Here is a 14,437-nt window from a genome sequence, read left to right on the forward strand (position 1 = left end):
GGTTGCCAGCTTAAGGCTTCGAAGTGTCTAGTGAACCGGGGGCGATTCAGCCGCGTGGCTCCCATGGCCACGGTGATGCGCCTGCCCTTCATCCTGAGCAATGCGCGCCAGATGTTCACGATGCTGGATGGCGACATCGGCAAGCAGATGGAAACGCAGATGGCGGCGTCGGGGATCGTGGTTCTGGGCTGGTATGACGGCGCCACGCGCACCATGTACTCGCGCAAGAAGCTCGATTCGGTGGCCGCGCTCAAGGATGTGAAGATCCGCATCCCGGCACGCCAGGATCTTTCGGATCTGATCAGCTCGCTGGGCGGCGTGCCGCAACAGATCGACTACAAGGAGGTCAATGCCGCCTTCGACAGCGGGCGCATCGATGCTGCCGAAAACGATCTGCTCTCCTACGAAACCGAGGGCCACTACAAGCGCGCGCCGTACTACTACCTGAACAACAATCACATCGTGCAATTCGAGGCACTGGTGGTGCCGAAGAAATGGCTGGACAGCCTGCCCGCGGCGCAACGCGATGCCCTGATCGCTGCCGGGCGCGAATCCGCACTGGCCAACCGCAATACCTGGGTGGAGCGCATGGACAAGGCACGCACACGTCTGGAAAAAGAAGGCGTGAGGTTCGTGGAATACAGTAACAGCGGCGTGCTGCTCGCCCGCGCAGCCGCGCTGTACAAACCTTACATGCAGGATCCGAAGACCCGTGATCTGCTTGTGAGCCTGATGACCAACCGCATGTAATTCCATTTCCAGATCAAGCCTGCCTTTGTCGACTCCGGCTTGCTGCGCGACGACACTGTCTGCGCCTCATCTTCACGGCAACCTTGATCAAGAAATGAGATGAATACTGCGCGCCATGCGTGAACCGGGGCCGGCTCCCTTCGGGCCGGCCTCTGCTTTCCGGTGCGCCACATGCAGGTGTGCGAGGCACCGTGGATATGGGCTAAGGTAGCGGCTTCCCGCGTCTCCACGGTCAGATCCTCATGCACCATCAGCCGCCCTTCATCGCCCCCCAGCGTTTCACTGATGCCGACGCCGCCCTGGCCCAGGTCCAGCATATCTACGACACCAGCCTGCAGTACCTGCGTGACATGCTTCGGCGTTATGTAGCGGGTGAAGACTTGGGCGGCCATGTGCGTGCTTGCTATCCCTTCGTGCGCCTGCATTCGAACAGCGTGCTGCGCAAGAAGCCCATCGACAAGCATCTTTCCTACGGTTTCGTGGCCAGCCCCGGCCATTACGAGACCACACTGACGCGCCCCGAGCTTTTCGCCGATTACTACCACGAGCAGTTCCGCCTGCTGCTGCAGAACCATGATCTTGCGCTGGAGGTTGGCACCAGCTCACAGCCCATTCCCATCCATTTTTCGCTGGGCGACTACGACCATCTGGAAGGCAGCATGAGTGCCGAGCGCCGCCTGCTGATGCGCGACGTCTTCGACCTGCCGGACCTCTCGATGATGGATGACGGCATCGCCAACGGCACCTACCAGCCCTGCCCCGGCGAGCCGTTTCCTCTGGCGCTTTTCACCGCGCCACGCGTGGATTATTCGCTGCAGCGCCTGCGTCACTACAGCGGCACCTCGCCCGAGCACTTCCAGAATTTCGTGCTGTTCACCAACTATCAGTTCTACATTGACGAGTTCGTCCGCATGGGGCTGGAAGCCATGAACGACGCGGGCAGCCCCTATATCGCCTTCGTGCAGCCGGGCAACGTGGTCACACGCCGTGCGGGCGAAGCGGAAGGCGAGCTCGACGCGCTCGGGCAGACGCCGCCGCGCCTGCCACAGATGCCGGCCTACCACCTGGTGCGGGCAGACGGCAGCGGCATCAGCATGGTCAATATCGGCGTCGGCCCCGCCAACGCCAAGACAGCCACCGACCATATCGCCGTGCTGCGCCCCCATGCCTGGCTGATGCTCGGTCACTGCGCCGGCCTGCGCAACACCCAGGCTCTGGGCGACTACGTGCTGGCCCACGCCTATGTGCGCGAAGATCATGTGCTCGACGAGGATCTGCCGGTATGGGTGCCCATTCCCGCGCTCGCCGAAATCCAGCTTGCGCTGGAAGCCGCCGTGGAAGACGTGACCGGCCTTTCCGGCTCGGCACTGAAAGGCATCCTGCGCACCGGTACCGTGGCCACCACCGACAACCGCAACTGGGAGCTGCTCCCGGATGACAAACCGCAACGGCGCTTCTCGCAAAGCCGCGCCGTAGCACTGGACATGGAGTCCTCCACCATTGCCGCCAACGGTTTCCGCTTCCGCGTACCCTACGGCACCCTGCTCTGCGTGAGCGATAAGCCACTGCATGGCGAGATCAAGCTGCCGGGCATGGCCAACCACTTCTACCGCGAACGCGTGGATCAGCACCTGCGCATCGGCATCCGCGCACTGGAGATCCTGCGTGCACGCCGCCCGGAGGCCCTGCACAGCCGCAAGCTGCGCAGCTTCAACGAAGTGGCGTTCCAGTAGAACGCGTCGGATATCGCGCAAGCCCCCCCTCTCCCCACCCCCTCCCCCGAACGGAGGGGAGGCTTTCCGACTCCCCTCTCCCTTGAGGGGAGAGGGGCTGGGGAGAGGGTGAGCGGCACAAGCATCAAGCCTTCCGCGCCACCTCCTGCAACTTGGTTCCGGCCAATACAAGCATCCAGCACCCCCCCCGTTTCCCGGGGCGCCATCGGCCAGGCCGCAACATGCAGCCCTCGACTTGATCTGAAGCCAGTCCCCCGGGCGCCAGCCTTGATAGGCTGACGAACACCTATTCCAACAACAGAGAGGACTTCCCGATGGATACCCAACGCGTGCTCGCCGAGCTCGACGCCCTTTTCCAGCGTGGCGAATACGACAAGGTCGAACCCTTCATGGTCGATCACATCGTGCGGGCCGAAGCCGAGGGTGACAAGGGCACCACGCTGAGCCTGCTCAACGAGCTGATGGGCTATTACCGCAGCGTCAGCCGCTTCCGCGATTCACTGAACGTGGCCAACAAGGCGCTCAACCTGCTCGAAGAGCTCGGCCTGAAAAACAGCCTGCACTACGCCACCACGCTGCTCAACATCGCCACCGCCTGGCGCGCGGACGGGCAGACGCAACGCGCCATCGGCCTGTTCGAGGAGGTCGGCCGTCTCTTCCTGGCATTGCAGGTGCAGGATGCCTTCCTCGTCGCCACGCTCTACAACAACCTTGCACTTGCCTGGCAGGAAGCCGGTGATCACGCCAAGGCGATCCAGTTCCTCGAAGCTGCGCTGCCCATCTCGCGCAGCCGCCCCGACGCCGAACATGACGTGGCGGTGAGCCTCACCAACCTCGCGCAGTCGCGCATCCGTCTGGGGCAACTCGCCGAAGCACGCGCCGCACTCGAAGAGGCACTGCAACTTTTCGACGCCCTGCCCCGCCCCAGCGGCCACGCCAGTGCCGCCGTGGCCGCCCTGGCGGAGGTCTGTTTCCGCGAAGGCCGCGCGCAGGAAGCCGCGACCCTGTACGAACGCGCGCTGGCTGACGTGGAAGCCCGCTATGGCCGCAACCAGCACTACGCCGACATGCTTGAAAGCCTCGCCACTGTGCTGGAGACGATCGATCCGGCGCGCAGCGCACAGCTGCTGGCCGAGGCCCGGGCCACGGCGGACGCCTTGCGCCCGAGCCTGAACGGCCTGGATCTCGCCCGCAGCTATTACGAAAGCTTCCGGGGCGACCTGCTCTCCGACTGGGCGCCGATCTGCCATCGCATCGCCTTCGGGCTGGTCGGCCACGGCTCGGAATGCTTCGGTTTCGACGATGAACTCTCGCGCGACCACGATTTCGGCCCCGGCTTCTGCGTCTGGCTCACGGATGCCGATCATGAGGCCATCGGCAGACAGTTGCAGGCCGACTACGAACAGTTGCCGTCCGAATTCGCCGGTTTCCCGGCGCGGCAGAACAGCCCGCGCAGCGGCCAGCGCGTGGGGGTATTCAGTATTTCCGGCTTCTACAGCCAGTTCCTCGGCGCGCCGGAATTACCCAAGAGCGATGCGGACTGGTTGCAGATCCCCGAAGAGCTGCTGGCGGCCGCCTGCAATGGTGAGGTTTTCAGCGATCCGGCCGGTGAATTCACGCGCATCCGCAACGCGCTGCTGGCCTATTACCCGGAAGGCGTGATGCGCCGCAAACTGGCCCAGGCCGTGGCGAGCATGGCGCAGAGCGGGCAATACAACCTGCCGCGTGCGCTCAAACGCCATGAGCCGGCCGCCGCGCTCATGGCCCAGGCCGAATTCGTGCGCCAGGCCTGCATCGCCATTTATGTACTCAACCGCCGCTACGCGCCGGTGGCCAAGTGGCTGCATCGCAGCGTCGGCGTCCTGCCGCAGCTTGCCCACCTGCACGAGCCGCTGGGCCAGCTGGCCCAGGCTCCTGCGGGTGACGCCGGCGCGCTGGTCGAATCGATCTGCGCCGAACTGCTGCAGGCACTGATCGCCCAGGGCTTCACCCAACCCGGCGACAGCTTCCTCGAAGCGCACGTGGATGCGATCCTCACCCCGAACATACAGACCTAGGGTGCGCATGGTGCGCCCTGCGGACAACGCCGCCGGGCCACTGGAGCAGTTCCCGGAAACTTACCGAAAGAAACCTCATGAGCATCATCGACGACATCGTGCAACTGGAATGGCAGGCCTTCGACAAGGTCGACAACGAAGGTGGGCGCGCCAGTTGCCAAAATGATTTCGGCACCTTCAACATCATGCGCAAAAGCCAGTTCCTCGCCTGGGATACGGCTACGCTCATGAGCTACCGCAATGATCTGCAGACTGCCGCGCGCCTGGGCCGCAACCTTGTGCAGGAGAAATACGCACGCATGATGGCCTCCACCGCGCCCGAGGAATACGCCGGCTTCGCCCATCTGTTGCCGCCGCTGAACACCTGGCAGCAGCGCACCATCGAGCGCATCGTGGAAACCCAGCTCGGCTGGCGCGAAGCCTTCGCACGGGAGTATCCGCGCCTCTCCGATCAAGCCCGTGCCATCCGCACCGAGGAAGACACTGCCGGCACCACTTCCTTCGAGACTTATCTGCGCGGCGAACTCGGCACTTATTCCGAGGAAACGCTGGCCGCCTATGCGCGCATGGTCGATGAATACGAGGCCGAAGAACGCAACCTGACCTGCGAGACCATGGCCCACACAGCAAAACTCTATGGTTACGACGGGCTGCAGGCCGCCGAAGACAAGCTCGCCGAACACGCCTGAACCAACCCCGGCACCACCGTGCGCGACCGGATTCCACTGCGCCGCAACCGGGCTACAATCTCGCACTTCTTTCCGCTCCCCCCGGAGATCCATCAATGTCTGCAGACGACGATCTGAAAACCCTCGCTCCCGCGCTCAAGGCCGAAATGCTGGCCGAGGCCCTGCCCTACATCAAGCGCTTCTTCGACAAGACCATCGTGATCAAGTACGGCGGCAACGCCATGACGGATCCGAAACTGCAGGACTGTTTCGCGCGCGACGTGGTATTGCTCAAGCTGGTCGGCATGAATCCGGTGGTGGTGCACGGCGGCGGTCCGCAGATCGATGACCTGCTCAAGCGCGTGGGCAAGCAGGGCAAGTTCATCCAGGGCATGCGCGTGACTGACGACGAGACCATGAACATCGTTGAGATGGTGCTCGGCGGCCAGGTCAACAAGGACATCGTCAACCTCATCAACAAGCACGGCGGCAAGGCCGTGGGCCTCACCGGCGCCGATGGCGCCTTCATCCGCGCCCGCAAGCTGATGATGCCGGACAAGGAACACCCCGGTGAGGTGCTGGACATCGGCCAGGTAGGCGAGATCACGCAGATCGATCCCTCGATCATAACCTTCCTCGACTCCGGCGATTTCATCCCGGTGATCGCGCCCATCGGCGTGGGCGCGGCTGGCGAAACCTACAACATCAATGCCGACCTCGTGGCCGGCAAGCTCGCCGAAGTGCTCAAGGCCGAAAAGCTGGTGCTGCTCACCAACACCCCGGGTGTGCTGGACAAGGAAGGCAAGCTGCTCACCGGCCTCACGCCGCGCCAGATCGACGATCTGGTGGCCGACGGCACGCTGTCCGGCGGCATGCTGCCGAAGATCAGCTCCGCGCTGGACGCTGCGCGCAGCGGCGTAAACTCGGTGCACATCATTGATGGCCGCGTGGAGCACTGCCTGCTGCTGGAGATCCTGACCCACCACGGCGTGGGCACGATGATCAAGAGCAAGTAAGCACGCACCCTGTTTCCACAAAAAGCCCGCCTGCATGGCGGGCTTTTTGTCGCAGGGCCGTCCAAAGACAAAAAGCCTCCCCTGGGGGAGCGGGCAAGTGTGAAGCGCTTGACCGAGGAGGCTTTCTGTTTTCCGAAAAACCGGATACGTCCAGACACAAGAATAAATTTTTGATTCCACTCGGGTTTTTTGCTGAATTTGATAAATATCAAACCGCCAGCGCCGTTATCAAGGGAAGGCCTGCTTGATACTTAAGACATAGCGAGCCCGGCCAGCAGAGCCATCTGCCAGTCCAACCTCCTGAGAGAAATGACCATGCTCGCATTCCTGTCAAACATGAGCCTGCGCAAACGCCTGTGGGCTGTGATCGTGCTGACGCTCATTGGCTTCCTGGCCTCGACCATACTGGCCATCCTGGATCTGCGGGACCTGGCCATCCGCGACCACGAAACACGCGTACGCCATCTGGTGGAGTCCACCGTCTCGCTGGTGCGTACCCAGGTAGAAGCCGAACGCACCGGCGCGCTGTCGCGCGAAGAAGCGCAGAAGCGCGCGGCGGATGCGCTGCGTGGCCTGCGCTACAACGAAAACGACTACTTCTTCGTGCTGGGCAAGGGTGCGACCATGCTGGTCCATGGCATGGACCGCAGCAACGAAGGACGCAACTTCGGTGACATCCGCGACGAAACCGGCAGGCATCCCTTTGTGGAAATGGAGCAGACCGGCAGCCGCGCAGGCGGCGGCTTCGTGCGCTACGACTGGCCGCGCCAGCCGGGTGGCCCGGCCGTGGCGAAGATTTCCTTCGTTTCGCCAGTCCCCGAATGGGGCTGGATCGTCGGCTCCGGCGTGTATGTGGACGATGTAGACACCATGGTGCGCAACGAAGCCCTGCGCAAGCTCGCACAGGAACTCGTGATCGTGCTGCTGGTCGCCGGCCTGGTGTTGCTGGTCTCGCGCAGCATCCTGGGGCAACTGGGCGGCGAGCCTGCCGAACTCGTACGCGTGATGGAGCGCGCGGCACAAGGCGAGCTGAACGTACAGTTCGAGGTCAAGGGCGGCGAACGCAGCGTGCTGGCAGGTTTCTCGAGGATGCTGCGCGATCTTTCGCGCATGGTGAGCGAAGTGCAGACGACTTCGCGCACCCTGCGCACCCAGGCTCAGGAGGTCGCGAATGCGTCCGCCGAGATCACCATCGCAGCGAATCAGCAATCGGATTCCACCAGCGCCATGGCGGCCGGCATGGAAGAGATGACCGTGGCGATCAATCACATCGCCACCAGTGCGCAGGTCAGCGAGCAGCAATCCGGTCAGGCGGCGGTACTGAGCAAGGAAGGCCAGGCCCGCGCCGAAGAAGTCGGCCAGATCACGCAGGTGATCAAGGACATCGCCTCCCAGACCAATCTGCTCGCGCTCAACGCGGCCATCGAGGCTGCACGCGCCGGCGAGCAAGGGCGCGGCTTCGCCGTGGTGGCCGATGAAGTCCGCAAACTGGCGGAGCGCACTTCGCAGGCCACCGTCAGGATCGAGCAGATGATCGCCTCGATGCAGGACGAGACCCGCGAGACCGTGCATGCCATGGAAACCGCGGTGCCGCAGACACGCTCCGGTGTGGCGCTTGCGCAATCCGCCGCAGACGCGCTGCGCGAGCTGCGCCAGGGCGCTGAAGCCAGTCTGCAGCAGATCCACGAAGTGGCTGACGCCACGCGCGAACAGGGCGACGCAGCCAATGCCATCGCCGCGCAGGTGGAGAAGATCGCCCAGATGGTGGATGAAACCACCAGCACGATCGCCTCGGCGTCCGACACTGCCGCGAGACTGGAAGCCATGGCGCGTTCGCTGGACGATCTGGTCAAGCGCTTCTCGGTGTAGTCATCCATCGCCCCCTCCCGCGCCGCCAGGCTGCGGGAAGGGGGAGCTTGCCGGCCAGTCAATCGGCGAAGAAATATTGCTGCGGCAACGAAGGATTCGGCGTCGGCCAGATCCAGGCGCCCGGCATGCTGGCCGGCACGCCATGCAGACGCAGACTGCGCACCCCCTGCTGCGCGGGGGATGTCACCGTACCCAACACCTCCAGCCCATCGGCCGCCAGCGCCAGGATACGGCGGAACAGCACATCGGCTTCGTCCTGCGAGGTGGCGGCCTTCCATTGATCCCACAGCTGCTGGCGCTGGATCATGCCTGGCGAGGGCTTCATGCCACGCTTGCCACCGCTGTTGTACCAGAGCACCCAGGGCAGGCCCTGGCGCGAATCCGCCGGATGCTGCGCCAGATAGGCACGCGGATTCTGCGTCGGATCGATTCCCCCGGAAACGACATCCACACCGATCTCGTAATCGTTGCTCCAGGCCCGCTGCGCCACCACGCTGCGATCAGCAGCCTCTATCACCAGATCGACACCGATCTGTTTCCACGCGACCTGGATCAGTGCCAGCGTGCTCACCATCTGCGCAGACTGCCGGTTGACGATGGCGCGCAGGCTCAGGCGCCGGCCATCCGGCAGCAACCGGTATCCCTGTGCGTCCCGTGCCAGACCAAGGGCATCGAGTATCTGCGCGGCACGCGCAGGTTCATGACCGATGTATTGGGTGGCAAGTCGGGCGTCGTAGAAACGATGCCCGACGGGCGGCCCCACCTGCCAGGGCTGTACCTCGCCCTGGAAGACCTCCCGTGCGATGGCCGCACGGTCCATCGCCAGTGACAGTGCGGCCTTGAAGCGCACATCACCATACAGCTTGCGGACGGCCTCATCCGGCGTGGTGTGGTTCAGATAGAGGCCAACAGCCGAAGCATTCACATCCGGCATTTCCAGCAGGACGTGCGTTCCCCGGGCAAGCAGTTGCTGGCGTGCATCCCGCGCTGACAGCCCGGCGACATGGCGGATCTGCAAATCGAGCTGCCCTTCGGCGAGCGTCCGCACGATCTCGTCAGCATTGCGGAACAGCCGGAACTCGATGGCGTCGAGGTAAGACAACTGGCGCCCGGCCGTATCCACCGGCCAGAAGAAGGGATTGCGCTGCACCAGTACCCGCGGACGGCCATCGCCATAGGGCTCCACCACCACCCACGGATCCAGCGTGGGCTTGCCGAGCTGCATCCAGCGTTCGCCATAGGCCGGACACTTGCTCTCAAAGGTCTCGCGAGCCTTGTTGCCCGCCACAGCCGGGTTATGACGAGGATGGAACTGCGCGCAGTAGTGCCGGGGATAGATCACCAAATGATGGCCATAGGGCCCAGCCAGCTCCTCCGGGAACTGACGGTTGCCCGCCGCAAAACGGATGCGTACCTGCCAGTCGTCTATCTTCTCGGCCTGCATCACCCGGCCGCCCGCCTGGTAGCGATCTGGTGGCGCACCGAAGAGCGTCGGATCGGCGATCACGTCATTGACCGCGAAAACGATGTCGTCGGCGGTGAAGGGCTGACCATCGGACCAGCGCATGCCACGCCGGAGATGGAATACGTATTCGGTGGCACTTTCATTCACCGTCCAGCGCTCTGCGATGTTCGGCAGGACCTGATCGAATCCGGGATCCCAGCGCGTCAGCCCCTGGGCGATGAAGCGCAACACGCCATTGTCGTCGCCATTGGCGAGCAAGGCAGTATGCAAGATGCCACCGTAACGCCCGCCGGTTTCATTCGGGGAGATCACCTCGGGCTTCTCCGGCAGGCGCTGACGGAGCGGCGCAAGCTTGCCGGCCACCACTTCCGCATTCAATGCCGGGGCCTCATGAAGGGTCTGGCAGGCCCCCAGGCTGAAACTCGAGGCCAGCACACTAAGGCATTTCAGGTAGATCCGCATGGACTTCTCCTCTGAAAACATGCCAGGAAGATGCCATCGGGCAAACAGTGCAACTTGATCAGGATCGGCGCTTGGCCGGCGTGACTGGCAGGTAAACAGCCACACGACGCTCCTGTGGCGGGGTATAGCCGTGCACGTTGACCTCGCGCTGCAGCAGCGGCGCATCCTCGCGCAGCACACAGCCGAGCTGCGTGCGGATACGCTCGCACACCGCCAGGAGGGCGCCCGGCGCAGGCCTGCCCAGCACATGCCAGACTGCATGGAGCCCGCCGGCATGGCGAACGTGTCCGACCTTGGCGACCTGCTGCGGTAGCCCTGCTGCCGGCACGAAATGACGGACGGCGATGTGCTGCAACCCGGACACGGGCCAGGGATGATCGCGATCCAGCGTCTCCCAGAGCCGCCAGCGTTTCGCGCCAGCCACCGCGAGATTGCCCACGAGCACACCAACCTCGTGCCCCCGCTCGCGCAAGGGACCGGTATAGCTCAATTCGAACACCGGGCGGTCGGGCAGATGCGCCAGATGCAGATCGGGCAATTGCCGGACCGGCTCGGCCAGAGCGGCCCTGCCCGGTGGTGCGCCGAACCTGCGCAGAAAGGCATGGTTGAAAGCCGCTGCAGAACCATAACCAGCGGCTAGCGCCACATCCCGCACGCTCACGTCACACCCCCGAAGCTGCTGCAGGGCACGATCCAGACGCAGGCGCCGCAGAGTGCCCAGCGGCGTTTCGCCCACCTTGCCCCGGTACAGACGCTCCAGTTGCGACGCGGACAGGCACGCCACTTCCGCCAACCGCGCCAGCGTGACGTCCTCGTCCAGATGAGTGCCCAGATAATCCACCACCCGCCCGATCCGCCAGCTCTGCAGGCAGAACAACTCGGCAGTCATGCGCATGGAACCCCCCAACGGGATGGAAAAACGCGCAAGTATCCCACCTGACGCAATGCGGTTATTGATCAGAATGCGCGGATTGTGCGCATCACGGCACCTGCCTGTGCCAATAGCGCCGCCGAAGCAACCGGCTTTCCTCCACAACGATGCCTGCTTGCTGGAATCCGAAACGTACGGCGCCGGCGTGATCCGAGCGCAACAGCCGGGCGCCGGCCCGCTCATAGCGGGCCAGCACCGCCGGTGCGAGATGACCATAGCGATTGCGATAACCCGCGGTGAACACGGCGTACTCAAGCCCGGTCGCTGCCACGAAGGCTTCACTGGACGAAGTATTGCTGCCGTGATGCGGTGCTAGCACCACATGGCTGGCGAGTGCCGAAGCATCCCGTTGCAGCATCGCGGCCTCGGCACGGCGGGTGATGTCGCCGGTCAGCAGCAGGCTGCCGGCGGAAGCTCCGACATGCAGCACACAGGAACCTTCGTTACCCCCCATGGCCTGTGCGGGCAAGGGATGCAGGAAGGCGAAGTCGACACCATCCCAATGCCAGCGCTGGCCAGCCACACACTCGCTGAAACCGGGCAATCCACGTGCAGGATGCCCGGCAGGCAGGCTGCCACGCCATTGGGCCACGGCAATGCCCTGCGCAAGGCTGGTCACGCCACCCGCATGATCGCTGTCTTCATGCGAGAGCACCACCTGCGCCAGCTGGCGCACGCCTTCCGCCCGAAGATAAGGCAGAAGCACTCGCTCGGCAGCATCGGCGCTCTCGCTGAAACGCGGACCGGTATCGAAGATCAGATCCTGTGTGGCGGTCTGCACATGTACGGCCAGGCCCTGCCCCACGTCGAGCACGGTGGCTCGATACTCGCCGGGTGCGGGGCGCAAGGGCAACCAGCCAAGCAGTGCCGGAAAAACCAGCAGGCCGACAAAACGCGCAGGCGTTCCGCGCGGCAACAAGGCCCACAACGCCCCTGCGCAGCCCAGCGCCACCAGCCATGCAGGCGGTGCGGCCTGCTGCCACAAGGCCAATGGCAAACCCTCGCACCAGATCAGGAAGCGCAGCAGCCAATGCATCAACCAATCCGCCAGTTGCGCCAGGGCGGAAACCGGCAGCAACGCATGGAGCAATGCCAAGGGTGTGATCGCGAAACTCACGAGGGGAATGGCCACCGCATTAGCCAATGGCGAAATCAGTGAAAAACGCTGAAACAACCCCAGCAACAAAGGCAAAGTCAGCAACGTAATCGCCCACTGCGTGCGCAACCATTGCCAGGACCAATGCCCACGCCCCCAGCTGCGCCCGATCAGAAACAATGCCGCCACCGCGCCGAAGGACAGCCAGAATCCCGCCGCCTGCACTGCCCAGGGGTCGATCAACAGCACCAGCAGCAACCCCCAGGCCAGACAACGCCCTGCATGCGCCCCGCGCCCGCTCCACAGGGCGACGGCTACCGTCAGCAACATGTAGAGCGTGCGTTGTGCAGGAATGCCGAAGCCCGCCAGCGCCACGTAGCCTGCGGCGGAAAACACCGCCACCAGAATGGCGAGCTTCTGGGCTGGCAGGCGCAGGGCCAGCCCAGAAACGCGCCGCCAGCACCAGCCGGCCAGCACGGCACACAGGCCGGCGATCATGGTGATGTGCAAGCCGGACACGGAAACCAGATGGACGATCCCGGTATGCGCAAAGAGATCCCACTGCGTGGCGCTGATCGAACCCTGGTCTCCCACAGCCAGTGCAACCAGCACGCCGCGCGTGGCGCTGTCCGGCAGACTGTCGGCAAACCGCTCGCGCACGGTTTCGCGCAGATGCTCGATGAACGCGGCGACACCAGGAGTCCGCGCCGCCAGCATCCGCGCAGAGGCAGCGTCCCGCACGTAGCCGCTGGCGCGGATGCCACGCTCGAAGGCCCAGCCCTCATAGTCGAAACCGTGCGGATTGAGGTTGCCGCTCACCGGGCGCAAGCGCACCGTGAGCTACCATTGGCTGCCTGCCCGCAGCCGCCGCACGGGGTCGCGCCCGGCATACCAGCTCAGGTTCAGCAAACTCGGGACGCCGGCAGGTGGATTTTCTACACGGAAGCGAAAGCGCAGGCCCCGTTCGAAAGCTTGTGGCAGATCCTCGATCTGCCCGGTCAGAACCAGATCCTGCGCGATCAGCGCCGGCGCCAGATGATCAGCCAGACGCAGGCCAGCACGCCAGTCGGCATAAGCAAAACCGGCCAGGAGGGCAGCCCCCAGCAAGGTCGTCAGTCTTGCGCGCGGCCGGGCAGCGAGCCGGCACCCGGCCAGCCCCAGCAGCAACGCACCAGCCATGAATGGCTGCCAGGCCAGCAATTCGGCCTGCTGCTGGCATAGCAGTACGCCCAGCGCGAAAGCTACGATGGCATATTCCATGGCAGGATTATGCGGAAGCGCCCGCGTGCGGCCCCCACCCGAACGGGGCCTGCCTGAGATATCCCCGACCGAAAAATCCATGCGCAGATTCCTCAAGCATCGCTTGCCTTCGCCCGAAAGCCTGCGCCAGCACCGCTGGCTGAGAATGCTCGGCAACACCCTGCTTCACCCGAGCCTCTGGCATCTGAACCGCCATTCAGCGGCCAGTGCGGTTGCGATCGGATTGTTCTGCGGGCTGATTCCGGGGCCGCTGCAGATGTTCGGCGCGGCCATCGCCTGTCTGATCAAGCGCGCCAATCTTCCCCTGGCGTTGCTGGTGACGCTCTATACCAATCCACTGACCATCGTTCCGCTGTATTTGCTGGCCTTCGGTCTGGGAGCCTTCGTCACGGGCAGCGATGCGCGTTTTGTGGCGCCCCCGCCCTTCTCCTGGGATTCACTGGGCGAAGCCGCCAGCAACTACTGGGATTGGCTGCTGACTCTGGGCAAACCCCTGGCTGTCGGTCTGCCGCTGCTGGCAGGCCTGCTGGCACTCACCGGGTATGTCGCGGTCAAGGCTGCCTGGCGCATGTATCTGGTCCGTGAATGGCACCGTCGCGCCACCCGCCGGAAGCGTGATTGATCCAGATCAGGCAGCCCTCACTGATTTGAGAATCATTTTCATTCGAGTAATATGCTGCGCAGCAGCGCATCGTGAATCGCCCCCGGTTCACTAGACACTTCGAAGCCTTAAGCTGGCAACCAAGTGGAGGTGTCTATGAGTAGCAAGCGATACACGGAAGAGTTCAAGATTGAAGCGGTCAAGCAAGTGACCGATCGTGGACATAGCGTTGCGGACGTTGCCGGGCGACTGGATGTGAGCATTTACAGTCTGTACGCATGGATCAAGCGCTACAGCCTGACGCCGCAGGAGCGTCAAACGCAGGATAGCCAAGAGGACGAGTTACGTCGGCTACGAGCCGAGCTCAAGCGGGTAACCGAGGAGCGCGACATCCTAAAAAAGGCCACAGCGTACTTTGCCAAGCAGTCCGGGTAAGGTACGCCTTCATCGAAGCGCATCAGAACGTCTGGCCAATCCGACGCATGTGCAAGGTCATGCGGGTCCATCCGAGTGGGTACTACGCCTGGCA

9 protein-coding genes and 2 pseudogenes are annotated in these 14,437 nt (G+C 63.8%); 8 read left to right on the forward strand and 3 right to left on the reverse strand.

Going from position 1 to position 14,437, the window contains the following annotated elements; translation table 11 throughout:
- From dctP to BGI27_RS15830, 6 genes are all read left to right on the forward strand, one after another.
- Nucleotides 1-750: TRAP transporter substrate-binding protein DctP (dctP, locus tag BGI27_RS15805; RefSeq protein WP_141239834.1), on the forward strand; the 750-nt coding region annotated here is incomplete at its 5' end.
- 242 nt (nt 751-992) lie between these two features.
- Nucleotides 993-2,483, forward strand: coding sequence for an AMP nucleosidase (locus BGI27_RS15810; RefSeq protein WP_095525784.1), 1,491 nt, complete (start codon nt 993-995; stop codon nt 2,481-2,483).
- A gap of 314 nt (nt 2,484-2,797) precedes the next feature.
- The gene (locus BGI27_RS15815) at nt 2,798-4,540 is read left to right on the forward strand and encodes a DUF4037 domain-containing protein (RefSeq protein WP_095525785.1); all 1,743 of its coding nucleotides are present in this window, start codon (nt 2,798-2,800) and stop codon (nt 4,538-4,540) included.
- A 77-nt stretch (nt 4,541-4,617) separates the two neighbouring features.
- Entirely contained in the window at nt 4,618-5,229 is a 612-nt protein-coding gene (locus BGI27_RS15820) for a DUF4125 family protein (protein ID WP_095525786.1), read from the forward strand.
- Between the two features lie 95 nt (nt 5,230-5,324).
- Complete coding sequence (argB, locus tag BGI27_RS15825; protein WP_095525787.1) at nt 5,325-6,224, forward strand: acetylglutamate kinase; 900 nt, start codon at nt 5,325-5,327, stop codon at nt 6,222-6,224.
- Between the two features lie 315 nt (nt 6,225-6,539).
- A complete protein-coding gene (locus BGI27_RS15830; protein WP_170943079.1) occupies nt 6,540-8,093 on the forward strand; it encodes a methyl-accepting chemotaxis protein in 1,554 nt (517 codons plus the stop codon).
- A gap of 58 nt (nt 8,094-8,151) precedes the next feature.
- Here the strand turns inward: BGI27_RS15830 and BGI27_RS15835 are convergent, their stop codons facing one another.
- The 3 genes and pseudogenes from BGI27_RS15835 to BGI27_RS15845 all read right to left on the reverse strand — a co-directional run bounded on the left by BGI27_RS15835 (nt 8,152) and on the right by BGI27_RS15845 (nt 13,388).
- Complete coding sequence (locus BGI27_RS15835; protein ID WP_170943078.1) at nt 8,152-10,020, reverse strand: ABC transporter substrate-binding protein; 1,869 nt, start codon at nt 10,018-10,020, stop codon at nt 8,152-8,154.
- Between the two features lie 58 nt (nt 10,021-10,078).
- Nucleotides 10,079-10,915 carry a helix-turn-helix domain-containing protein gene (locus BGI27_RS15840; RefSeq protein ID WP_095530215.1) on the reverse strand — a complete coding sequence of 279 codons (837 nt, stop codon included), beginning with the start codon at nt 10,913-10,915 and terminating at the stop codon, nt 10,079-10,081.
- A gap of 85 nt (nt 10,916-11,000) precedes the next feature.
- Nucleotides 11,001-13,388 (reverse strand): annotated as a pseudogene (locus BGI27_RS15845) (DNA internalization-related competence protein ComEC/Rec2).
- On the opposite strand from BGI27_RS15845, the gene BGI27_RS15855 reads away from it, so the two are divergent.
- Both BGI27_RS15855 and BGI27_RS15860 read left to right on the forward strand, forming a co-directional pair.
- Nucleotides 13,387-13,929 (forward strand): DUF2062 domain-containing protein, encoded by a 543-nt coding sequence (locus BGI27_RS15855; protein WP_095525793.1) that lies wholly within the window; start codon nt 13,387-13,389, stop codon nt 13,927-13,929. The pseudogene BGI27_RS15845 and the gene BGI27_RS15855 sit on opposite strands and share 2 nt — an antisense overlap.
- A 135-nt stretch (nt 13,930-14,064) precedes the next feature.
- Nucleotides 14,065-14,437 (forward strand): annotated as a pseudogene (locus BGI27_RS15860) (transposase); the annotation flags it as partial.

This window comes from Candidatus Dactylopiibacterium carminicum, assembly GCF_014736495.1.
GTDB lineage: Bacteria > Pseudomonadota > Gammaproteobacteria > Burkholderiales > Rhodocyclaceae > Uliginosibacterium > Uliginosibacterium carminicum.

Coding starts and splice junctions, on each gene's coding strand:
- BGI27_RS15830 (WP_170943079.1), top strand. CDS start 6,540: ATGCTCGCATTCCTGTCAAACATGAGCCTGCGCAAACGCCTGTGGGCT.
- BGI27_RS15815 (WP_095525785.1), top strand. CDS start 2,798: ATGGATACCCAACGCGTGCTCGCCGAGCTCGACGCCCTTTTCCAGCGT.
- BGI27_RS15810 (WP_095525784.1), top strand. CDS start 993: ATGCACCATCAGCCGCCCTTCATCGCCCCCCAGCGTTTCACTGATGCC.
- BGI27_RS15855 (WP_095525793.1), top strand. CDS start 13,387: ATGCGCAGATTCCTCAAGCATCGCTTGCCTTCGCCCGAAAGCCTGCGC.
- BGI27_RS15840 (WP_095530215.1), bottom strand. CDS start 10,915: ATGCGCATGACTGCCGAGTTGTTCTGCCTGCAGAGCTGGCGGATCGGG.
- BGI27_RS15820 (WP_095525786.1), top strand. CDS start 4,618: ATGAGCATCATCGACGACATCGTGCAACTGGAATGGCAGGCCTTCGAC.
- argB (WP_095525787.1), top strand. CDS start 5,325: ATGTCTGCAGACGACGATCTGAAAACCCTCGCTCCCGCGCTCAAGGCC.
- BGI27_RS15835 (WP_170943078.1), bottom strand. CDS start 10,020: ATGCGGATCTACCTGAAATGCCTTAGTGTGCTGGCCTCGAGTTTCAGC.